20 protein-coding genes are annotated in these 21,593 nt (G+C 72.3%); 11 read left to right on the top strand and 9 right to left on the bottom strand.

Annotation, left to right across the window (positions count from 1 at the left end):
* Positions 1–110 precede the first annotated feature (110 nt).
* From ACH4D5_RS01470 to ACH4D5_RS01460, 3 genes are all read left to right on the top strand, one after another.
* Positions 111–1,361, top strand: coding sequence for a helix-turn-helix domain-containing protein (locus ACH4D5_RS01470; protein ID WP_398298482.1), 1,251 nt, complete (start codon positions 111–113; stop codon positions 1,359–1,361).
* A gap of 107 nt (positions 1,362–1,468) precedes the next feature.
* Positions 1,469–2,170, top strand: a complete 702-nt coding sequence (locus ACH4D5_RS01465) for a hypothetical protein (RefSeq protein ID WP_398297395.1) — start codon at positions 1,469–1,471, stop codon at positions 2,168–2,170.
* Positions 2,171–2,314: 144 nt separating this feature from the next.
* Positions 2,315–3,871, top strand: a complete 1,557-nt coding sequence (locus ACH4D5_RS01460; RefSeq protein WP_398297393.1) for a phosphatidylinositol-specific phospholipase C domain-containing protein — start codon at positions 2,315–2,317, stop codon at positions 3,869–3,871.
* Between the two features lie 138 nt (positions 3,872–4,009).
* On the opposite strand, the gene ACH4D5_RS01455 is transcribed toward ACH4D5_RS01460, so the two are convergent.
* Positions 4,010–4,465, bottom strand: a complete 456-nt coding sequence (locus tag ACH4D5_RS01455) for a MarR family winged helix-turn-helix transcriptional regulator (RefSeq protein ID WP_398297391.1) — start codon at positions 4,463–4,465, stop codon at positions 4,010–4,012.
* A gap of 133 nt (positions 4,466–4,598) precedes the next feature.
* Here ACH4D5_RS01455 and ACH4D5_RS01450 point away from each other — a divergent pair, with 133 nt between their 5' ends.
* The gene (locus ACH4D5_RS01450) at positions 4,599–5,630 is read left to right on the top strand and encodes an NADP-dependent oxidoreductase (RefSeq protein WP_398297389.1); all 1,032 of its coding nucleotides are present in this window, start codon (positions 4,599–4,601) and stop codon (positions 5,628–5,630) included.
* 81 nt (positions 5,631–5,711) lie between these two features.
* Positions 5,712–6,140: an organic hydroperoxide resistance protein gene (locus ACH4D5_RS01445; protein ID WP_398297387.1), complete on the top strand. Its 429-nt coding sequence runs from the start codon at positions 5,712–5,714 to the stop codon at positions 6,138–6,140.
* Between the two features lie 89 nt (positions 6,141–6,229).
* Here ACH4D5_RS01445 and ACH4D5_RS01440 read toward each other — a convergent pair whose 3' ends face one another.
* Together ACH4D5_RS01440 and ACH4D5_RS01435 are read right to left on the bottom strand one after the other, a co-directional pair.
* Positions 6,230–7,390: a serine hydrolase domain-containing protein gene (locus tag ACH4D5_RS01440; protein WP_398297385.1), complete on the bottom strand. Its 1,161-nt coding sequence runs from the start codon at positions 7,388–7,390 to the stop codon at positions 6,230–6,232.
* A gap of 75 nt (positions 7,391–7,465) precedes the next feature.
* Positions 7,466–10,060, bottom strand: coding sequence for a M14 family zinc carboxypeptidase (locus ACH4D5_RS01435; protein WP_398297383.1), 2,595 nt, complete (start codon positions 10,058–10,060; stop codon positions 7,466–7,468).
* A 150-nt stretch (positions 10,061–10,210) separates the two neighbouring features.
* Between ACH4D5_RS01435 and ACH4D5_RS01430 the strand changes: the two genes are divergently transcribed.
* Positions 10,211–11,041, top strand: a complete 831-nt coding sequence (locus tag ACH4D5_RS01430; protein ID WP_398297381.1) for an EI24 domain-containing protein — start codon at positions 10,211–10,213, stop codon at positions 11,039–11,041.
* Here the strand turns inward: ACH4D5_RS01430 and ACH4D5_RS01425 are convergent.
* Complete coding sequence (locus ACH4D5_RS01425) at positions 10,990–12,276, bottom strand: pyroglutamyl peptidase (protein ID WP_398297379.1); 1,287 nt, start codon at positions 12,274–12,276, stop codon at positions 10,990–10,992. The two genes, ACH4D5_RS01430 and ACH4D5_RS01425, sit on opposite strands and share 52 nt — an antisense overlap.
* 59 nt (positions 12,277–12,335) lie before the next feature.
* A complete protein-coding gene (locus ACH4D5_RS01420) occupies positions 12,336–12,587 on the bottom strand; it encodes a hypothetical protein (protein WP_398297377.1) in 252 nt (83 codons plus the stop codon).
* 121 nt (positions 12,588–12,708) lie between these two features.
* Here ACH4D5_RS01420 and ACH4D5_RS01415 point away from each other — a divergent pair, with 121 nt between their 5' ends.
* The gene (locus tag ACH4D5_RS01415) at positions 12,709–13,305 is read left to right on the top strand and encodes a TetR/AcrR family transcriptional regulator (RefSeq protein WP_398297375.1); all 597 of its coding nucleotides are present in this window, start codon (positions 12,709–12,711) and stop codon (positions 13,303–13,305) included.
* Positions 13,306–13,452: 147 nt separating this feature from the next.
* Here the strand turns inward: ACH4D5_RS01415 and ACH4D5_RS01410 are convergent, their stop codons facing one another.
* Positions 13,453–14,217: a hypothetical protein gene (locus ACH4D5_RS01410; RefSeq protein WP_398298480.1), complete on the bottom strand. Its 765-nt coding sequence runs from the start codon at positions 14,215–14,217 to the stop codon at positions 13,453–13,455.
* Between the two features lie 230 nt (positions 14,218–14,447).
* Here ACH4D5_RS01410 and ACH4D5_RS01405 point away from each other — a divergent pair, with 230 nt between their 5' ends.
* Entirely contained in the window at positions 14,448–15,077 is a 630-nt protein-coding gene (locus tag ACH4D5_RS01405) for a LysE family transporter (RefSeq protein ID WP_398297373.1), read from the top strand.
* 38 nt (positions 15,078–15,115) lie between these two features.
* Here the strand turns inward: ACH4D5_RS01405 and ACH4D5_RS01400 are convergent, their stop codons facing one another.
* Positions 15,116–16,003, bottom strand: a complete 888-nt coding sequence (locus ACH4D5_RS01400; RefSeq protein WP_398298478.1) for an aminoglycoside phosphotransferase family protein — start codon at positions 16,001–16,003, stop codon at positions 15,116–15,118.
* Positions 16,004–16,109: 106 nt separating this feature from the next.
* Positions 16,110–17,072, bottom strand: coding sequence for a LysR substrate-binding domain-containing protein (locus ACH4D5_RS01395; protein ID WP_398297371.1), 963 nt, complete (start codon positions 17,070–17,072; stop codon positions 16,110–16,112).
* 58 nt (positions 17,073–17,130) lie between these two features.
* On the opposite strand from ACH4D5_RS01395, the gene ACH4D5_RS01390 reads away from it, so the two are divergent.
* Both ACH4D5_RS01390 and ACH4D5_RS01385 read left to right on the top strand, forming a co-directional pair.
* Positions 17,131–17,949 carry an NAD(P)-dependent oxidoreductase gene (locus tag ACH4D5_RS01390; RefSeq protein WP_398297369.1) on the top strand — a complete coding sequence of 273 codons (819 nt, stop codon included), beginning with the start codon at positions 17,131–17,133 and terminating at the stop codon, positions 17,947–17,949.
* A gap of 47 nt (positions 17,950–17,996) precedes the next feature.
* On the top strand, positions 17,997–18,416 hold the full coding sequence (locus tag ACH4D5_RS01385; RefSeq protein ID WP_398297367.1) for a RidA family protein: 420 nt from the start codon (positions 17,997–17,999) through the stop codon (positions 18,414–18,416).
* On the opposite strand, the gene ACH4D5_RS01380 is transcribed toward ACH4D5_RS01385, so the two are convergent.
* On the bottom strand, positions 18,339–18,956 hold the full coding sequence (locus ACH4D5_RS01380; RefSeq protein ID WP_398297365.1) for a TetR/AcrR family transcriptional regulator: 618 nt from the start codon (positions 18,954–18,956) through the stop codon (positions 18,339–18,341). The two genes, ACH4D5_RS01385 and ACH4D5_RS01380, sit on opposite strands and share 78 nt — an antisense overlap.
* Positions 18,957–19,093: 137 nt before the next feature.
* Here ACH4D5_RS01380 and ACH4D5_RS01375 point away from each other — a divergent pair, with 137 nt between their 5' ends.
* Positions 19,094–21,586, top strand: coding sequence for a beta-glucosidase H (locus ACH4D5_RS01375; protein WP_398297363.1), 2,493 nt, complete (start codon positions 19,094–19,096; stop codon positions 21,584–21,586).
* The last annotated feature ends 7 nt before the right edge of the window (positions 21,587–21,593 follow it).

Here is a 21,593-nt window from a genome sequence, read left to right as displayed (position 1 = left end):
ACGACAGCTTCCCGGCCGGACGGACGGCCGACGCCGGCTTCCCGGACGACCGGCCTCCGGAGGGCACACCTCCGCACCGCTCCGCCTGGCGTGACGTACCGCCCCGGCAGGTGCGGCAGTTCGCCGCGCTCGCCCTGGAGGAGGTGCCGGCGCTCGCCCAGGACATCCTGCGCGAGATCCGCGCCGAGTACCCCGGCCTGCCCGTCGTCCTCGACGACTCCGGCGAGCCGATGGCCCTCATCGGCATCCGCCGCGCCCTGGAGGGCTTCGTCCAGCAACTGGCGTCCCAGGAGGGCAGGCCCCGCTACCACCTGGAGGTCTTCCAGGAGTTCGGCCGCGGCGAGGGCCTGCACGGCCGCAGCCTCGACTCGCTCCAGGCGATCTACCGCCTGGGCGTACGACTGGCCTGGCGCCGCCTCGCCGAGATCGGCCAGCAGATAGAGATCCCGCCGCCCGCCATGTACGAACTCGCCGAGTCGGGCTTCGAGTACCTGGACGGCCTGGTCGACCAGTCCGTACGCGGATACGCGGAGGCGGCGGCCCGCGAGGCGGGCGAACGCCTGCGCCTGCAGCGCAAGTTGATGGAGCTGCTGCTCTCCGAGCGGCGCTCCGACAGCACGACGGGGGCCGCCCACGGATCAGGGGCGGGCATCGGCCCGGCATCCGGCGGCAAGGCCTCCGCTTCCGGCAAGACCTCGGCCCTCGGCAACGCACTCGGCGAGCGCGCCGCCCGCGTCGGCTGGCAGCTGCCCGAACGCGTCGCCGTGGGTGTGCTGCTGCGCCCCGCGCGGGAGGCCGTCGCGCCCGCCGTCGGCGAGGGCGTCCTGCTCGACATGGAGGCCGAGCAGCCCCGCATGGTGGTGCCCGACCCCGAAGCGGCGGGGCGGCCCGAACTCCTGCGCCGCGCCATGACCGGCTGGTCCGGCGCCATCGGCCCGCCCGTCGCCCTGGCCGACGCCGCGAAGTCGCTGCGCTGGGCGGAGGCGGCGGTGCGTCTCATGGAGCGCGGACTGCTGCCCTCCGGTGAGGTCCTGCACTGCACGGAGCACACCGAGGCGCTGGTGCTGCTGCAGCCGGAGGAGCTGATCGAGGACCTGGCCCGCCGCTGTCTTGCCCCCCTGGAACACTGCGGTCCGGCCCACGGCCGCCGGCTCGCCGAGACCCTCCTCGCCTGGCTGGAAACCCGCGGCGGCGCCCCCGAGGTGGCGGCCCGCCTGGGTGTCCACCCGCAGACGGTCCGTTACCGCCTCCGCCAGATAAGGGAACTCTGGGGCGACGAGGTGGACGACCCGGACCGCCGCTTCGAACTGGAACTGGTGCTGCGGGCTCGTCGTCTGAGAGGCCTGCTGGGCAGGGCGTGACGCGTCGGCGCCACGCCGTCGAACTCACCGGACTTTTCGATTCCGCACACAACTTTCACAGCCCCCGCTTCCGCTGTCACCGGCGTGGCGCCTAGCCTCCATGCCTCATGGACTACTGCCACCCGTGCCGCAGGCACCTCAACGGCGCCCTCGCCTGCCCGGGGTGCGGAGCCCCGGCCGAAGCCTGCCGGGAGTACGCGCAGTCCGTCCCCGCGCCGGACGCGGAACCGGCCGACCGCGATGCCCCGCACGAGGCGCGGCCCCCGCACGCCCGTGGCCGCGCCCGCAGGGCGCACCGGCGCCGGCGCCGCAAGGTCCTGTTCATCACCGCGGGCCTCGCCCTCGCGGCGGGCGGCCTGAGCCTCGCCGAACTGGGCGCGGAGGACCCGGCCGCGGTGTCCGCCCCGGCCTCCGGCCCGTCCCCGACGGGGACCACGGCCCCGGGCGGCGGCACGACGGCAGAGGACGCGGCGGCCACATCGACGGCTCCCTCCGGAACGGAGTCGCCGGACGTGAAGCACCGGGACGACGAGACCGACAAGGCCGCCAAGGCCGACAAGAAGAACCGAAAGGAAGAGAGGGAAGAGGAGCGACCGGGAAACGCCGGGGCAGAAGGCGCGAAGGGCACGGAAGCGGGGGAGGGGACCGGCGAAGAATCCGAGCACACGACCCCTTCGACACAGACACCTCCCAAATCCCCGGACGCCACCCCCACCCCCACGCCACCCACTCCCACCACCCCAAGACCGACACCCCCGGACCCGACCCCCACCAAAACGTGCGACCGCTTCCTGTGGTGGTGCACGTAGCAGGGCCGACCGGGGGCGAGGCGAACTGCGCGCGACGAGGGCCGGTGGGGAGCGTGTGCGCGGGGTGTGAGCGAAACGTGAGCGAAACGTGAGCGGCGGAGCTCACGCTGGACCGCGTAACGCCCCGCTCTGGACAGGAGTCCCATGCCCGGCCCCACCCCCCGCGCCCGCGCCGGATCGCGCAGAAGGTCCCGCCCGCTGGCACGTCTGATGACGGTCTGTGCCGCGCTCGGTGCGGCACTGCTGACCCCGACCGCCGCGGAGGCGGCCGGGTCGACCAATGACGACGCCTACCGTCACATCGGCGCACCGGACCGGAACGAGTGGATGTGGGGCGTCGCGAGCAACACCAGGCTGTCGGACATGTCCATCCCGGGGACGCACGACACCCTGTCCATCCACGGCGGCAACCACGTGGAGACGCAGGAGAACTACGGCGACAGCGGGCAGACGCTGAGGGCGCAGTACGATCGCGGGATCCGTGCCATCGACATCCGGGTCCGCTCCATCGGGGGCAGGTTCGCGATCCACCACGGCTCGTTCTACCAGAAGGCCAACTTCGACGACGTCCTCAAGAAGACGCGGGACTTCCTCAAGGCCAACCCGCACGAGACGATCGTCATGCGGCTGAGGGCCGAGTGCCTCTACAAGGACGAAAAGGGCAGCCCCTTCGACTGCAGGAACGAGCCGGAGGGCGTGACCCAGGAACAGATCCGGTCGACCTTCGACACCTATGTGAAGGAGTACCCCGGCCTCTTCTACGCCGATTCGGTGAAGGGGGAGGGCAAGGCGGACATCCCCAGGCTGGGGGACGTCCGCGGCAAGCTGGTCCTGGCCGCCTTCGACAATGCGGACGCCGGCAAATACGGCATCAAGGATTTCGACTCCAACAAGGAAGACACCTGGAACGCGGCGGACCTCGGCGTGAAGTGGGAGCACGTCAAGAAGAACGTCGACAAGGCGATGGACAGCCCTTCGCCCCGTGACCTGTTCCTGACCTATACGTCCGCGTCCAACGCCCCCCTGGGCTTCGACCCGTACGAGTACGCCGGCGGCCGCGTGTACTCGAACAAGCCCCAGATGGGGGGCGTCAACCTCTGGCTGATGGAGCACCTCAACGACCGCAAGGCCGGCCGGGTCGGCTTCGTCATGATGGACTACCCCGGCTGGGGTCTGGTGAACGCGATCATCGACCACAACGCGGACAAGTTCGTCTCGGGCGGCAACCGGATGTTCTGGGTGGTCAACAAGGACAAGACCTACGTCAACAGCCTGTACGGCCGCTGCATGGTGCGGGGCCCCGAGTTCGACGACTCCAAGTCCGGCGGTCTGGTCACCCAGCGCGAGTGCCAGTCGGACGCGCCCGGCAGCCACCAGTGGGAAGCCTCGCAGCCGAAGTCGTTCGACCACAAGAACCACTTCTGGATCAAGGCGAACAACGGCAAGTGCCTGACGGTCCCCTACAACAACGGCACCCCGCCGGGCTCCGGCACCCAGCTGTTCTGGTGGGACTGTGAGACCCGCTGGTTCTCCGGCAGCCAGATGTGGAACGTCGTCCCGACCAAGATCGCCACCCCGACCGGCTCCATGGACGGCTACAAGTTCATCAACAACTGGACGGGCATGTGCCTGTCGATGGACCCGGCCACCGCCGACAAGGCGGGCGGCAAGGTGACCCAGGAGACCTGCCCGAAGAAGTAACCCCCGGCACGCTCCCCAAGCTTCCGACGTCCAGGCCGTCCCTCCTTTCCGGAGGGGCGGCCTGTTCGCGCTGCCCCGGACTCGTCCAGCTCTTCAGACGGCCGCCCCGCACCCAACACGCCACCACCCCCGAAACACTCACCCGTCCCCCTCACCCACCATCCTCCGCAACAGCCCCCGCAGAGCCACCCGCTCCTCGCGGGACAACTCCGCCAGCGGCTCGCGCGCGAAGCGCAGAGAGCCACGCAGGCGACGGGCGACCTCGAGCCCCTCCGGTGTCGGCGCCGCCAGCTTCACGCGGCGGTCCCCCGCATCGGCCCGCCGCTCCACGAGGCCGCGCGCCTCCAGCCGGTCCACGATCCCCGTGATGTTCGACGGCTCGCACTTCAGCTTCTGCGCGATGCGGCGCATGGGCATAGGTTCGAGGGAGAGCAGCCCCAGGACACGCGCCTGCGCGCCGGTCAGCGCGTGCTCGGCGGCCGCCTCCTCGTACTCCTCGTGGTAGCGGGCCACAACCGTGCCGATGAGCTCGACGACTTCGAGTGTCAGCGGGTCGACACGGGGGACGCGAGGGTCGGGAGTGCTGGTGGCCATGGTCCCCAGGCTACCCACTTACTTGACATCATGAAATATTCAGGAGCATGGTTGTTTAACAACCTCAAGCATCTCAAGTGCTTCTCCCCCCATTCCGTCACCCGTCTTGCCACGCAGTAGGAGGACGCCCCCCATGTCCGTCACCCCCGAGCAGCTCCCCTCCGTCAGCCGCGAATGGCACCTCGTGCGGCGCCCGTCCGGCTGGCCGGTCCCGGAGGACTTCGCGCTGCGCGAGGTTCCCGTCGAGGCCCCGGCCGAGGGCCGCGTCCTGGTCCGCAACCTCCACTTCTCGGTGGACCCGTACATGCGGGGCCGGATGAACGACGTGAAGTCGTACGTCCCGCCGTTCCAGCTGGACCGCCCCATGGAGGGCGGCGCGGTCGGCGAGGTCGTCGCGTCGAACGCCGACGGCTTCGCGGTGGGCGACCACGTCCTGCACTTCGCCGGCTGGCGCGAGTACGCCTCCGTGCCCGCCCAGCACGCCACCAAGGTCGACCCCGAGGCCGCCCCGCTCTCCGCCTACCTCGGCGTGCTCGGCATGACGGGCCTGACCGCGTACGCCGGGCTCCTCGAAGTGGCCTCCTTCAAGGAGGGCGACGCCGTCTTCGTCTCCGGCGCGGCCGGTGCCGTCGGCGGCCAGGTCGGCCAGATCGCCAAGCTCAAGGGCGCCTCGCGCGTCATCGGCTCGGCCGGCTCGGACGACAAGGTGAAGCTCCTCGTCGAGGAGTACGGCTTCGACGCCGCCTTCAACTACAAGGACGACAAGCCCGTCGCCGAGCAGCTCAAGGAGGCCGCCCCCGACGGCATCGACGTCTATTTCGACAACGTCGGCGGTGAGCACCTGGAGGCCGCCATCAGCCGCCTCAACGTGCACGGCCGGGTCACGATCTGCGGCATGATCGCGGGCTACAACGACACCGAGCCGACCCCGGCCCCGCGCAACCTCGCCCTGGTCATCGGCAAGCGTCTGCGCCTGACGGGCATGCTCGTCCAGGACCACAGCGCGCTGCAGCCCGAGTTCGTCCGCGAGGTCGGCGCCTGGATCCGCTCCGGCGAGCTCAAGTACCGCGAGACGGTCGTCGAGGGCGTGGAGAACGGCGTGGACGCCTTCCTCGGCATGCTCCGCGGCGAGAACACCGGAAAGATGATCGTCTCCCTCGCGTGATTTCCGTCATCCGATAACCTGATTCCAGAAACCGTGGTTGTGGGCGCGCGCCACGTCTCGTCTCAGGAGGAATGAGCAGGTATGTCCATCCAGAAGATCGACGTCAAGTACACCGCCGTAGCCACTGCGGAGAACGGCCGCGACGGCCGCGTCGCCAGCGACGACGGCAAGCTCGACGTCGTCGTGAACCCGCCGAAGGAGATGGGCGGCAGCGGCGCGGGCACCAACCCCGAGCAGCTCTTCGCCGCCGGCTACAGCGCCTGCTTCCAGGGCGCCCTCGGCGTGGTCGCCCGCAAGGAGAACGCCGACATCTCCGGCTCGACCGTGACCGCCAAGGTCGGCATCGGCCAGAACGAGTCCGGCGGCTTCGGCCTGGAGGTCGCGATCACCGCCTCCATCCCGAACGTGGACGCGGCCACCGCGCAGTCCCTCGTCGAGAAGGCGCACCAGGTGTGCCCCTACTCGAACGCCACGCGCGGCAACATCAAGGTCGAGCTCTCGGTCGCCTGACCGGGACCTCTCCGCTCGTCCGTACGACGGAGGGCCGCACCCCGAACCAGGGGTGCGGCCCTCCGTCGTACACATGGTCCATCCGTCGCTCAGCCCAAGGCCAGCGCCGCCTCGTGCACGGCCCGCGCGAGACGCTCGTTCTCCGGCGCCGGGCCGCCCGGGAACGCGTACCGCCGCCGCGTGTAGCCGTACGCGAGGCCGCTGCGCGGATCGGCGAACGCCTGCGAGCCGCCCGCGCCGCTGTGCCCGATGGAACCGGCGCCCAGGAACGGGTACCAGACCTCCGACGTGGCCTGGAAGCCGACCGCGAAGACCTTGTGGGTCCGCGCCACCAGGTCGTACCCCACCGACTGGACCTGCCCGAACTCGGCGACGGTGTCCGCCGTCAGGAGCGGTTCGCCCCCGTCGAGACCGGTGACCGCCGCCGCGTACATCCCCGCGAGGCCGCGCGCGGAGGCCACACCGCCGACCGACGCGGGCCCCTTGGCGCGCACCGCACGGGAGTTGGGCAGCGCCTCGATGTCGGTGGGCTCCGCCGCGTTGCGGTTGAAGGCGATGGAGGCCAGGTTCTGCGGGCCGGTCGGCAGCGACGCGAGGAGCGCCCGCTGCTCGGGCGTCGGGTCCATCGGCAGGACGGAGCGGAACCGCCCCTCGTGCTCCTCGGGCAGCCCCAGGAAGAAGTCCAGGCCGTGCGGCGCGCGCACCCGCTCCTCGTACAGCTCCCGCAGGGTCCGGCCGGTGGCGCGGAACACCACCTCGCCGGAGAGCGCCCCGATGGACAGGGCGTGGTAGCCGAAGGCGGTGCCGGGCCGCCAGTACGGGCGCTGCGCGGCCAGGCGCCGGGCGATCGCCCGGTCGTCGGCGAGCTCCTCGGGGGAGAAACCGGTGTCGGCGCCCACGACGCCCACCCGGTGCGCGAGCAGCTCGCGCAGCGTCGCGGCCCCCTTGCCCCCGGCGGCGAACTCCGGCCAGTAGTGCGCCACTTCGCGGTCCAGATCGAGCGTGCCGTCCTGGACGAGCAGGGCGACGACGAGATGCGCCGCACCCTTCGTGGAGGAGTACACCCCGTACAGCGTGTCACCGTCGGTGTCCGGGCCCACCCACAGGTCGACGACCTTGCGCCCCTTGACGTACGCCGCCAACTGCCCGGCGTAGTGGGGGTCCTCGGCGGCGAGGACGGCGGTGAACTCGTCGCGCACGGACTCGAATCCGTCGGCGACAGTGCCCTGCACTCTGATCTCACGCGTCATACGGAAAGCCTCCGGGGTGCGGCGGAATGATCGGTATCTGTGCAACCGCCGCGCCCCGGAGCATATTTCCCGGTCTCAGCCGACGCTCAGCAGTGCCCGCCCGACCTGCGGGAACACTCCCTTCGGATGGTCGCGGAAGAGCGGCTCGGTGCCGAAGAGCACCACTTCCGCGGCTCCGGCCGACCCGCTGACGACGGAGGCGCGGCCCGCGGCGTCCGCGGGTCCGCCGGTGCCGTCCTCCAGCGCGCGCCAGTGCCCGGAGACGAGCGGGTTCCCGCTGCCGTACCTCTGCTCCGCGCGCACACCCGGGCCGAGGTCGGTGAACCACGACGGCGAGTAGACGAAGCTGTGGTCCGGCGCCCCGCCGGTGACCGTGCCGCCCGCGTTGGCCACCCGGACCACGCCGTTGGCGTCGCCGTTGCCCTCGACGGCCCGCACGTCGAGCAGCCCGGCGTCGGCGTTGAGCGCGGCGCCGGTCGCACCCCGCCCGACCAGACCGCCGCCTCCGGCGAGGAACCGGTCGAGCCCGGCGCGGGCCGCCGGATTCAGCTTGCCGCGGTCGAGCCCGGCCGACACGAAGAGGACGTCCGCCTTCTTCCAGTCGAAGCCGGAGTTGAGCACGCCGGTCGACACGGGCACGACGTCGAAGTTCATCTCCCGCAGCGCGAACAGCTCGCCCGGCGTGACGGCCGCCGCGACCCGCGTGCGGTGCAGCGCGGGGCCGCCCTTGGCCTTCGTGGCGTCGAAGGCGACGTCGTACTTCTTCGCCGCTGCGGTCGCGGCACGCCGCGCGGACGACGGCACGACGGCACTGCCGTCACGGTCACGGCGTACGGAAACACCTTCGGCGAGAAGGGAGTTGACGGCCGCTATCTCCCGGGGGTCGTCGAGGCGCAGCCGCAGGTCGCCGCGGGGCGCCACATAGGCGACGCCGGACGCGGCACGCACCTTGCGCGTGTGCACACCGTCCAGGTCACCGCTCTTGACGGCGTCCACGCTTGCCCCCCACAGCCGGCCGAGGCTCCACCCCGAGATGTCGTACATGGTCGACACCTTGTCGCTGATGTCCCGCCCGTCGGCCAGCAGCACATTGGCCAGGCCCCGCTTCGGCTGGTGCATGTCGACGACGTACGACCCCTTCGCATACGTCCGCCCGCCGAGTCGGAAGCCGTGGCTCGCGCGCTCCACCCGCACGTCGTTGGCGACCAGATGGTCCACGAGCCGCGCCGCCGCCGTCGCCGACCGCTGACCGTGCCCGCCGCCCTTGGCGCCGCCCGCCGGAATCACGTAAGCGCGCGGGAACTCGGTCGTGTAGACGTCCTCCGGCCCGATCCCGGGCACGCCCGGCACGGTCTCCTCCGACACCGGCACCTGCTCCGCGCCCGTCGCGCCCCGCCGGAAGACCTCGATCTGGTCGGCGATCACGGAGGTGCGGTGGCGGTCGGTCCAGTCGAGCGCGGCACGCATCGCGGCGCCCGCGATGTCCACGTTGATGGCGGCCCTGCGGCGCAGCTCCTGGACCGGCTGCGTGTCGTACGCGTTGTTGTTCACCTGCATCGGGAACTCGATGGTGTGCGTCGCGACCGCGCCGTGGAACGGCATGTACTGCGGGGTGAAGATCGGCGGCCAGTCGTCCCAGCCCTCCTCCTGGTCCCGGAAGGGAATGACGGCGGGCTTCACCCCGTCCTTCTCCTCTGTGTAGCCGAGCCCGTTGACGGCGGCCTCCATGCCGAGGGCGTTGGCGTAGGAATTCTTGAGGAAGAGGTCGTACTCGTAGTTCTCGCCGTGCGGGGGAGTGGTCGGCTCGATCAGCGTGCCGTTCACGTACCCGTGCAGGTCGAGCATGACGGCGGGCTGCTTGGCGATGGCGATCCGCCGGACCGCTCGGGTCTCGGGCTGCGAGGCGGTGACGAAGTCACGGTTGAGGTCGAAGCCGTTGGCGTTGGCGCGGGTGCCCGCGATGCGGCCGTCGGGGTTGGTGGTGATGTTGAAGTAGAGGCGGTTGTGCGCGAGCAGCGACCGGCTCTTCCTGTCCTTCGCCTTCGCCAGCTTCTCGATGAGCTTCAGGGCGGCGTCGGTGCCCTCCCACTCGTTGCCGTGGATGTTGTTGTTGATGAAGACGGGCGTCTTGTACGAGGACTTGATCGCCTTGTCCCGGGCGGCCGCCGCGGGGGAGTCCTCGATGCGCTCGCGCATCCGCTCCTGCCGTGCCGTCTCCCGCGCGGACTCGGGAGCGGTGACCGTCACGAGGTAGAGCTGGTGCCCGCCCGCGGAACGGCCCGCGATCTCCACGCTGACGCGGTCGCCGATGCGCTGCAGGGCGTTCAGCTTCGGGGCGATGCCGTGGTACGGCGTGAGCCCCAGCTTTATCGACTTGTCGGCAGGGTTCTCCGGGGGTGCGGTGAGCTTCCGCTCGCGCGGATAGCCGCGGCCCTTGTCGCCCCTGAGGCCCGTGTCCCCTGCGCTCCCCCTGTCGCCGAGGGCCCGTTGGGCGGCCGCTTCCGGCGCCGTGGCGGCCCGGTCGGCGCCGAGCGGCGAGCCCTCGCGGACGGCTGGGCGCGGCGTCGGATCGGCGGTCGCGCTGCCCGGGGCGAGCGCGGTGAGGACCAGCGCGCCCGCGGTGACGGCGGTGGTGAGCAGAACGGGTCTGGATGGCCGGGATATACCCATATGTACCTCCGGGAGATCGGTAAGCGAGGTCTTACCGGTTCGCCACCCGTTCAACAAGAGGGCCGTGTTCCGCAGTTGTGCACCACCTGTGACAGTCCTGCCGACCGCCGCGGATCAAACCCCCGCCCACCTGCGGCTAAGGTGTGCCGCATGCGCGATCTGGGTGTGGGCTTCGGCTACTTGATGAAGGGGCAGCGCTGGGTCGCCCAGCACGGCAAGCAGTACGGATGGGGGCTGCTGCCCGGCCTCATCACGCTCGTCCTCTACGCGGGCGCGCTCGTGTCGCTCGCCCTGTGGGGCGGCGATCTCGTCGGCTGGGCCACGCCGTTCGCCGACGACTGGTCGTCCCCCTGGCTCGGCCTGTTCCGCGGCTTCCTGACGGCTCTGCTCTTCGCCCTCGCGCTGCTGCTGTCCGTCCTCACCTTCACCGCGGTGACGCTGCTCATCGGTGACCCCTTCTACGAGAAGCTGTCCGAGCAGGTCGACATCTCCGAGTGCGGCCACGCCCCCGAGTCGGGGCTGCCGCTCTGGCGGGACCTGTGGATCTCGGCGAGGGACAGCCTGCGGATCGTCGTGCGCGCGCTGTGCTGGGGCGTGCTGCTCTTCGCGCTCGGCTTCGTCCCGGTCGCCGGCCAGACCGTCGTCCCCGTGATCGGCTTCTGCGTGACCGGCTTCTTCCTGGTCGAGGAGCTCACCGCGGTCGCCATGCAGCGCCGCGGTGTGGAACTCCGCGACCGGCTCGCCCTGTTGCGCTCCCGCAAGACGCTCGCCTGGGGCTTCGGGACGCCGCTCGCCGTCGCCTTCCTGGTGCCGTTCGTCGCGGTGTTCCTGATGCCGGGCGCGGTCGCGGGCGCGACGCTGATGGCACGGGACCTGCTGGGCGAGAACGGGCCGTCGGGAGGCGACGGCGCCGGTGCTGCGGGCGGTGGTCAGGGTGATGACGTGGCTGACGCGGCGGCGCCGAGGATGCCCCGCACCTGAGCGATGATGTCCAGCCGGTTCCGTACGAACCCGGGATCGGTGACGGCACCCGTCGCCGGGTCGGTGTTACCCGCGCCGAACTGCAGGACGGGCGTGTGCACATGGCCGCCGGGCAGCCGGTCGCGCAGCCCGAGGCGGTCCCGCAGCAGCGTCGCCCGGTAGGCGATCTCGTTCGACAGGTAGTCCCCGCCGCCGCCCGCGCGCGCCGCCGACCCCTCGGTGGGCCCGTCGGGCCGGACCACGGGCGCGGTGCCGCCCGCCGGTATCTCGGTCACCGACGTGTTGTCGTACACGGGGAAACGGCCCGTCTTCGCCGCCACGATCTCCTTGTACGGGAGAGTCGTCGACGTCCACTGGGGCTGCGTCGCGGGGTCGCGCACCGGCACGGTCCCCGTGCGTGACAGGTTCTCGTTGTCCGCGAAGCCGCCGCGCCAGGCGCCGTTGGTCCGCTCGATGTCGAACCGGCCGACGCGGCCCTGGCTGATGGTGGTGAAGAGGTCGACGCGGGGGAGGTGCGGGCGCAGTGCCCGCTCCACGGCGCCGTCCGCGAAGTCGTCCCAGCGGACCGGGAAGACCATCGCCTCGACGCGCGCGGGCCCGTCGGCGGTCCGGATCGTCGTGCCGTCCAGGGCGAGCGCGGCGGCGCCCGACGGATTGCTGATCCGGACGTCGCGGTCGAGGGTGAAGGGGTCGAAGCCGGTGATGAGGATGCGCTTGGTGGCCCCGCGCCCGGACCCGCCTCCGTGCCTGTGCCCGTCGGGCCCGAAGCCGATGCTGTCCTGCCCGCGGGACGACGTCTCCAACGCGCCCACCAGCCGCGCCCGTTGGCGGTCGGTCATCCGGAAGCGGGTGGGCTCCCACTGCCGCAGCTCCCGCGTCATGCCGAGCCGGGCCCAGTACAGCGGCCGGTCGTCATCCTTGCTGAGACCCGCCTGCGGCTTCCCCTGCGCCCGGTCGACGGCCCGCCGCCACAGCGACTTCCCTTCGCGTACGACGAGACGCCGGGCCTGGTCGTAGGAGCGGGCCCGCTCCAGCGCACGCGCCAACTCCGGGGCGGCGCTGTCGAAGCCGCTGCGCCGCAGGATTTCCTGAGGGGCGGCACGGTCGAGCCGCGCTTCTTCGACGGTGGGGGCGGTGGGGGTTTCGGGGGTGGTGGCGGAGGCGGGGGCCGGGAATCCGAGTCCCAGTCCGGCCAGCAGAGCGGCGGCGCCGAGGGCGCCGAGTCGTGTGTGCACGCGAGTCCTTCCGTAACCGGTGAGGTGGCGGAAGTATCGCGGGACGCGTGGGGCGAGCGCTACAGCTCCTTGCGCACGAACCGGCTGCGGGCCGCGGCCGCGAGCAGCGCACACCCGACCACTCCGACCACCAGGTCGGTCCAGCCCGGGGCGCCGGCCTTCCGCAGCAGGGCGGAGACGCCGAACGAGGAGTCCCAGCCGGCTTCCGTGATCGCGGAGCCGAAGCCCTGCACGAGCAGGATGAAGCCGAAGAGGGCGAGAAGCCCCGCTGACGACTTGGTCTTGGAATTGCGATCGGTCTGACTGGCCACGTGCGTCGTCTCCTCGTTGCGCCCATTGCGGCGCGTGTTCCGATGCGGTCGCATCACATCATGCAGGGAGAAGGGATATGATGCAACCGCATCGAAAAACCCGGAGGAAGGCGCCCGAACCATGCCCAAGCAGGTCGACTACGAGGACCGCAGGGCCCGCATCGCCGAGGCGGTGTGCCTCCTGATCGCCCGCTCCGGGATGGAGGCCGTCAGCCTGCGCGACGTGGCCACCGAGGCGGGGGTGTCGATGGGGGCGGTGCAGCGGTGTTTCCGTACGAAGGACGAGATGCTGCTCTTCGCCCTGGAGGGCATCTCGCAGCGGATCGGCGACCGGGCGAAGGCGCGCATCGCGGCGTCGGGGACCCCGGAGTCGGCCGTGACCCTGCTGGACCGCACGCTGTCCGCGCTGGCGCTCGTCGAGCCGGAGGACGAGACGGAGGCGCGGGTCTGGGGGGCGTTCGTCGCCCACGCGGCGGTGAGCGGGGAGCTGGCGAAGGTGCTGCGCGAGACGTACGCGAAACTCCACGAACTCCTGGTCTGGCTGATCGGCTACGGCCAGGACACGGGCGAACTGAGCCCCGCCCTGGACCCCTCCGCGGAGGCCCACGTCCTGGTGGCCCTGACGGACGGCCTCACCGCACAGGTCCTGGTGGGCCACCACACGCCGAAGTCGGCGCAGGGGGTGCTGAGGAGGTACGCGGAGGGACTGAGGGCGTAGGCGGGGCGTGCGACTCCGCGCCTCATGCACCCCTCCCCGCACCCCGCCCGCCCCTACTCCCGCAGGACGTCGCGGGGCAAACAGGCGGGCGGGTGGGAGACATCCGCCGCGAAGCGGCGGGCCTGCCTACGACGGACGGACGGACCCCTACCGCACCACAAGATTGTCCGCGGCCGAAGTCGACGCCCCAGTCGTGGTGTTGCCGTAGTACACCCAGCGCCACGCCCCCGTCTGGGACGCCTTCACGGTCGTCCTGAGAGCCCCCGAGCCGTTGGCGCGCACCTTCTTCACGGTCGTGTAGGAGGCGGCCCCGCTGGGCTTGAACTGCAGGCTCACCAGGCGGCTTCCGTAGGAGACGTACTTCTTCTTCTCCCAGTCGGCCCGCGTGACCTTGCCGGTGACGGTGATGGTCCTGCCCTTGGCCACCGGCTCGGGCGCGGCGTTCACAGTCAGGCGGGAGTTGCGCTTGACGTAGGCGGTCAGGCCCTTGTCGTCCGTGTCGTCGCCGCCGCCCTTGAAGGACACCTCGGCCGCGACCTTCCAGGCTCCGGCCTCGCTGTTGCTCATGTCCCACACGGAGGGGTCGAAGTACATCGTCTCCTTGAAGTCGCAGACGCCCGAGCCCGCCTCGTGGCAGTCGCTCGTCTCAATGGCGTGCCACAGCCGGTCACTCGTGTTGCCGCGGTACAGGAACACCGCAGGCCACTTCCACTTGCGGGTGGTCGTCATCCGGAAGGAGGTGGGCACCGCGACCTCCTTCGACACCCCGATCACGATCGGCTTGCCGCCGTTCACCTGGACGCGGGTGAAGGAGGCCCCGCCCTCGGCCGCCCCGGCCGGCACCGCGGCCATGCCCGTGAAGACCGCCGCCGCGCCACCCGCCACGACAGCTCTCCAGACCTTCTTGCCCACCCGATCCCCGATCTCCGTCATTTCTGTCATCTCTGTAGCTCTGTACCGAAAGGCGCCGGAGAGCCCTCCTCCGGCGCCTTTCAGACAGCCGGGATCCATACGGGGTTGTGCACCCGTGGATCACGATCGGGCATCACGATCCGTCTCGGAACGGCCCGCGCCGGGAAATCGGTTGGCGGTGCCGCGCGGCGGCGGGAAGCTCACACCATGACGCCGACCCCCGCGCACCCATGAGCGCGGTCCTCCTCGCCGGGCTCCTCGCCGGGTACGGCATCGCGATGCCGGTCGGCGGAGTCGGGACCTACCTCGTCGCGCTCACCGCACGGACGACCCTGCGGACCGGCGCCTGCGCCGCCCTGGGGGTCGCGACCGCCGACGGCCTCTACGCACTCGTCGCCGCCGTCGGCGGCACCTCGCTCACCGGCGTCGTGGAGCCCGCCCTGGAGCCGCTGCGCTGGGCGTCGGTGCTGGTGCTCGTCGCGATGGCGGCGTGGGGCGCGGTGTCGGCGGTGCGTGAGTACCGCGGGGGCGACAGGGCCACAGCCAGGACCGGCACCCCCCTAGGCCCCGCCCGCGCCTACACCGCCCTCCTCGGCATCACGCTCCTGAACCCCGCCACCGTCGTCTACTTCGCGGCGCTCGTCCTCGGCAGCCCGGCCACGGCGACCCTGACACACGCGGAGCAGGCGGCGTTCGCACTGGCCGCCTTCGTGGCGTCCGCGAGCTGGCAGTTGCTTCTCGCGGGAGGCGGGGCCCTGCTCGGCCGGACCCTGACGGGCCGCAGGGGGCGTATGGTCACCGCGCTGGTGTCGAGCGCGCTGATCACGGGCCTGGCGACGCACCTGCTCCTGAGTGCCTGACAACCGGCCGAGCCGCCCCGCGACCAGCCCCCTCACCGTTACGCGTCGCCGGGCTCCGTCAGGCGGCCGATGACGCGGCGCGCCGTACTCGCCATCACCGGGTTCGTCTCCTGGTAGTACGCGAGTTCCGTGGCGGCGATCGTGAGGGCCCAGCCCCGGCCGCGCGCCCACATGGCGTCGTCGGCGGCAGGGCCGAGCGCGGCGCGGAAGACGTCGCGGGCCTCGGCGTCCATCAGGTACCACGCGGCGATCAGGTCGACCGCGGGATCCGCCGTACCCATGCATCCGAAGTCGATGACGGCGCCGAGCCGGCCCCCGTCGACGAGGACGTTGCCCGGTTGCAGGTCCCCGTGCACCCAGACGCCGGGACCCTCCCACGCGGGGGCGCGCACGGCGGCTTCCCACACCGCGGTCACGGCCCGCCCGTCGACGAGCCCGCCCAGGCCGGCGATCACCTCGCGGGTGTGGGCGTCGCGCCCGGCGAGCGGGTCGCCGCGGTAGGCGGCGGGCGCCCCGGCCGGGTCCACCTCGCGCAGGGCGGCCACGAACTCCGCGACGTCCTTGGCGAACAGGGAGGGTTCCGCGAGCGGCCGGGCCGGATCCGGTGTCGTGCCGTCCAGCCAGCGGAACACCGACCACGCGTACGGGTACCCCTCGCCCGGCAGGCCTTTCCCGAGCGGCACCGGAACGGCGACGGGCAGCACGGGCGCCAGCCGGGGCAGCCACACCTGCTCCCGCTCCACGTCCTCGGCGGCGCCCGCCACACGCGGCAGCCGCACCACCATGTCCGCGCCGAGCCGGTACATGGCGTTGGACGTCCCGGCCGATGCGACGCGCTCCACGGGCAGCCCGGCCCACGCGGGGAACTGGCCACCGACCAGCCGCCGCACCAGCCCCTCGTCGATGTCGGCTTCGTCGGCGTGCATCTTCCCGCTGCTCACATGTCCCCCTCGCTCACCGGTCCGGCCAGGTCAGGTCCGGCCTGGTCCGGCCCGAATGAAAGCCGTCAAGGAGCCCGGGGGTCAAACCAATTCAGCCCAGAGAGGCCGCCCGCCGCGCCGCCTCCCGCAGTGCCGTCAGGAACGGCCGCGTCGCCGGTGCCGAGGTGCGGTCCCGGGCCGTCGCCGCGTACACCGTGCGCGGCGGCGCCCCTTCGTCCCGCACCGGGACCAGCGTGATGTCCGGTCGTACGCCCTCCGCCGCGAGTGCGGGGACGAGGGCCACGCCGAGACCCGCCGCCACATACCCCTGTTTCGCCGTCCACTCGGCGACGACGTGGGCGACGCGTGGCCGGAAGCCGTGGCGCAGGGCCGCCTCCAGGAGGGAGCCCTCGACGCGGGGGCTCCCGGAGATCCAGTCGTCCGCGGCGAGTTGCGGGAGCCGCAGCTCGGGCTCGCCCGCCAGCGCGTGCCCCGCCGGCAGCGCGACGTACAGCGTCTCGTCGAGCAGCCGGTGCAGCTCGTACGCCTCGCCGGGCAGCGTGCCGCCCGTCGTCGACACCACCGCGAGGTCGAGCTCGCCCTCCGCGAGCCGGGACAGGAGCGCGGGCGTCAGGCCCTCCTCGCGGGTGAGGGTCACGCCTGGGTGGCGCGCACGGAACGCCGCGATCGCCCGCGGCACGAGACCGGCGTCCGCCGTCGCGAACGCCCCGACCCGCAGCAGCCCGCCCGTCGCGTCCCGGAGCGCCGCCAACTCCCGCCCCATGGCGCCCAGGCGGGACAGCAGGTCCTGCGCATGCGGCCACAGCGCCCGGCCGTGCGCCGTCGGGCTCACCCCACGCGGCAGCCGGTCGAAGAGCGGCGCACCACCGAGCGCCGCCTCCAGCGCGGCGATCTGCCGCGACACGGCGGACTGCGTCCACCCCAACTCCCGGGCGGCCACCGTGAACGACCCGTGCCGGGCCACCTCCAGGAAGGTGCGGAGCCAGACGGTCGAGAGGTCGGGCGGCAGGGGATCGGGGATGACCGCCCCCCGTGCGTCATGCGGATTCGGCATGGCTCGCATGCTAGACATTCGCTTGTCGCATCCCGTGGCCGGGCCTAGCGTCGGGCCCATGGAAAAGATCGCATTCCTCGGCCTCGGCCACATGGGAGAGCCCATGGCGCGCCAACTCCTGGCGGCCGGGCACCCGTTGACCGTCTGGAACCGCACACCGGCGAAGGCGGACGCCCTCGTCGCGGAGGGTGCCGTGGCCGCCGCGACCCCCGCCGACGCCGTCCGCGAGGCCGACGTCGTCATCACGATGCTCGCGGGTCCCGAAGCCGTGCGCGAGGTCGCAGGCGCCGTCCTCCCCGCCCTGCGCCCCGGCGCCCACTGGGTGGAGATGTCGACCGTCGGCCCGGACACCGTAAAGGAGTTGGCGGGACGCCTCCCGGACGGTGTCACCCTCGTCGACGCCCCCGTCATGGGCAGCACCGACAAGGCCGCCGCGGGACAGCTCGGCATCCTCGCGGGCGGCGAGGCGGCGGGCGTCGAGCACGTCCTCGCCCACTTCGGCCCGGTCACCCGCACGGGCGCCCTCGGTACCGGCGCGGCGCTCAAGCTCGTCGTCAACACCGCCGTCATCGGCGGAGTCGCCCTGATCGCCGAGGCCATGAAGCTCGCCGACGCACTCGGCCTCGACGAGGACACCGCCAAGGAGGCCCTCGCCGCGGGACCGCTCGGCGGCGCCGTCGCCCGCGCCTTCGCGACCGGCGTGCACTTCGGCAGTGATCTGGCCGTCAAGGACATCGCCCTCGCCACGGAAGCGGCACAACTCCCGGCGATGCGCGCCGTGTTGGGTCACTTCGAGGCGGCTGCCGCCGACCCGGACGTGGTCCACGAGGACATCGCCCGCGCCGTCACCCACATCCGCGCCCGGCGCGACACCTGACGCCCCCGCCCCGTCCCACGACCACGCCCACGCAAGGAGCCCGCACCGTGCAGATCACCATCGACAACCCCGCCACCGCCCCGCAGCCCTTCGGCCCCTACTCGCAGGTCGCCCGCGTCGAACACGCCGACGGCGGCGTCCTGTTGTACGTCTCGGGGCAGTGCGCCGAGGGCGACGACATGGCCACCCAGACACGCGGCGTCTTCGAGGCCCTGGAACTGCTGCTCAAGGCCCACGGCGCCGGACTCGACGACATCATCAACATCCGCACGTTCCTGACCGACATGGACGGCTTCGCCGACTACGCGGCCGTACGCAAGGAGTTCCTCACCGGCACCCCGCCCACCAGCACCACCGTCGCGGTGGCGCGTCTCGTCCCGCCGCGGGCGCTAGTCGAGGTCGAGGTGGTCGCCGCCGTCGCCGCTCCCGCCGCCCGCGGTCCCGTCCCCGGCGCCCCCGCCCAGTAGCCGCAGGAAGTCCCTGAACGCCCCCGGCATGTCCACCGTGTCGGGGGCGAGCAGCCACTGGTACTGCAAGCCGTCCATCACCGCCACCATCAGCGGCGCGGCGGCCTCCGGCGTGAGCCCGCCCGGCAGCCGGTCGCCGTACTCGGCGCGCAGCACCGCCGCGAAGCTCTCGCGCACCGCCTCGTACCGCCCCGCGAAGAAGGCGCGGGCCGGATGCCCGTCCGTGACGCTCTCGCCGAGCAGGGCGGAGAAGGTCTGCACGATGCCGGGGCGCATCGCGTTGTACTCGACCAGCGAGCCGAGCAGGTCGAGCCGCCACTCCGCGCGCGGCACCGCGTCCCATTGGTCGCGGGCCTCCAGGACGGCGACCAGCAGCGCCTCCTTGGTGGGGAAGTGGTGCAGCAGCCCCTGCTGGGTGAGCCCGACCCGCTCGGCCACCGCCCCGAGGGTCGCGCCCCGGTAACCGCGCTCGGCGATGACCTCGAACGCCGCCCGCAGGATCTCCGCGCGCCGCTCCTCACCCCTGGCCCTGACCGCCATGGCCGGCACCCCTTCCGTACGTCCTTGCTCGGAGGACCGTACGACATGTTTGGATAACGGCAAGATAACAAAACCTACCGGTCTACAGGTACGGGATGCACGATGGAGGAACCGGTACGGAACGAGGAGGCACCTCCATGGCGGAAACCGAGCCCACCGAGCAGAGCCAGGCCCGGACCCGGCAGGCCCAGGCCCGGACCCGGCAGGACCAGGCCCGAGAGGCCGCCGTCGAGGCCGCCCTTGGCAAGCTCGACCTGGAGGCCAAGGCCCGCCTCCTCGGCGGCCGCAACATGTGGGCCCTGCACGCCCTGCCGGAGATCGGCCTGGGGTCCCTCGTCATGTCCGACGGCCCGATCGGCGTGCGCGGCGTCCGCTGGACCGCCGACGACCCGTCCATCGCCCTGCCGTCCCCGACCGCCCTCGCCGCCACCTGGGACCAGGACCTCGCCCGCCGCGCCGGCGTACTGCTCGCGCAGGAGGCCCGCCGCAAGGGCGTGCACGTCCTCCTCGCCCCCACCGTCAACCTCCACCGCTCCCCGCTCGGCGGCCGCCATTTCGAGGCGTACAGCGAAGACCCGTACCTGACGGGCGTCATCGGCACCGGCTATGTGCGGGGCGTCCAGTCCGGCGGCGTCGGGACGACCGTCAAGCACTTCGTCGCCAACGACGCCGAGACCGACCGCTTCACCGTCGACAACAAGGTGCCCGCGCGCGCCCTGCGCGAGCTGTACCTCGCGCCCTTCGAAGCCATCGTCGCCAACGCCCACCCGTGGGGCATCATGACCGCGTACAACCAGGTCAACGGCGTGACGATGACCGAGCACCGGTATCTCGTCGAGGACGTCCTGCGCGGCGAATGGGGCTTCGACGGCTACAACGTCTCCGACTGGCTGGCCGCCCGCTCCACCACCGGCGCCATCGAGGGCGGTCTCGACGTCGCCATGCCGGGCCCGCGGACCGTGTACGGCGAGCCGCTGGCCGCCGCCGTCCGCGCGGGCCGGGTCGCGGAAGACACCCTGGACGAGGCCGTCCGCAACGTCCTGCGCCTCGCCGCCCGCGTCGGCATCCTCGAAGGCGCCGAACCGGCCGTCGCCCCGCGCGACCTGCCCGCCGAGATCGACGGCGAGGCCCTCGCCCGCGAGGTCGCCCGCCGCTCCTTCGTCCTCGTACGCAACGAGAACCGGACCCTGCCGCTGCGCGCCGACGGCACCGTCGCCCTCATCGGCGCAGCGGCCCGCGACGCCCGTATCCTCGGCGGCGGCTCCGCCACCGTCTTCCCCGCCCACGTCGTCTCCCCGCTCGACGGACTGACCGCCGCCCTGCCCGATGGCGCGCTCTCGTACGCGGTCGGCGCCGACCCCAGCGACGAGCTCGCCCCGGCCGACAAGGGGTTCGAGCTCCGCGCGGTCTGCCGCGACGCCACCGGCGCCGTCCTCGGCGAGGGTAGCCTCCCCACCGGCCAGGTCCAGTGGATCGGCGACGACCTGCCCGAGGGCGTCACCCACGAGACCCTGGCGAGCGTCGAGGTGACCGGCACCTTCACGCCGCGCGAGAGCGGTGACCACACGTTCGGCACGCGCGGCCTCGGCGCCTTCACGCTCACCGTCGGCGGCGACGTCCTCTACGACGGCGTCCAGGGGGCGGGCGCCGCGTCCGACCCCTTCGAGGCCTTCTTCGGCTCACCGGTCGAGCGCGGCAAGGTGACGCTCACCGCGGGCGAGCCCGTCGAGATCTCCCTGCGCCACCCGGTCGGCCGGGAGCCCGCGGCCCCGCTGCCTGCCGTCATGTTCTCCCTCGTCCACCTCGGCCCGCGCCGCGCCGCCGACGAGCTGATCGCCGAGGCCGTCGAGGCGGCGCGCGCCGCCGACACCGCCGTCGTGGTCGTCGCCACCACCGAGAGCGTCGAGTCCGAGGGCTTCGACCGCCGCGACCTCGCGCTGCCGGGCCGCCAGGACGACCTGGTCCGCGCGGTGGCCGCCGCCAACCCGAACACCGTGGTCGTCGTCAACTCCGGCTCCCCGGTGGAACTTCCGTGGCGCGACGACGTCGCGGCCGTGCTGCTCGGCTGGTTCCCCGGCCAGGAGGGCGGCGCCGCCCTCGCCGACGTCCTGCTCGGCACCGAGGAGCCCGGCGGTCGACTGCCCACGACATGGGGCGACCTGGCGTCCGCGCCGATCACCCGGACCACGCCCGCCGACGGCGAACTCGCCTATGAGGAGGGCGTGTTCATCGGATACCGCGCCTGGGAGAAGGCGGGCGCCACACCCGCCTACCCTTTCGGGCACGGCCTCGGCTACACCGACTGGACGTACGAGTCACTGACCGTCGACGGCACCACGGCCACGGTCCGCGTCCGCAACTCCGGGGACCGCGCGGGCCGCGAGGTCGTCCAGATCTACCTGGCCCCCACCGAGAACGACGGCAGCCGCCCCGCCCGCTGGCTGGCCGGTTTCGCGAGCGCCGACGCGGCACCCGGCGAGAGCGTCGAGGTCACCGTCGACTTCCCGCGCCGCGCCTTCGAGACCTGGGACGAGACCACGAACTCGTGGGTGTTCCAGACCGGTTCGTACGAGGTGGAGGCGGGCCGCTCCGTCACGGACCGCCGCCTGAGCACCCCTTTGACCGCCTGACAGAAGA

The organism is Streptomyces sp. NPDC018029 (genome assembly GCF_044327655.1).
Classification (GTDB): Bacteria; Actinomycetota; Actinomycetes; order Streptomycetales; family Streptomycetaceae; genus Streptomyces.
The sequence above is the reverse complement of the archived record's forward strand: the minus strand, read 5'-3'. Positions and strand labels throughout refer to the sequence as shown.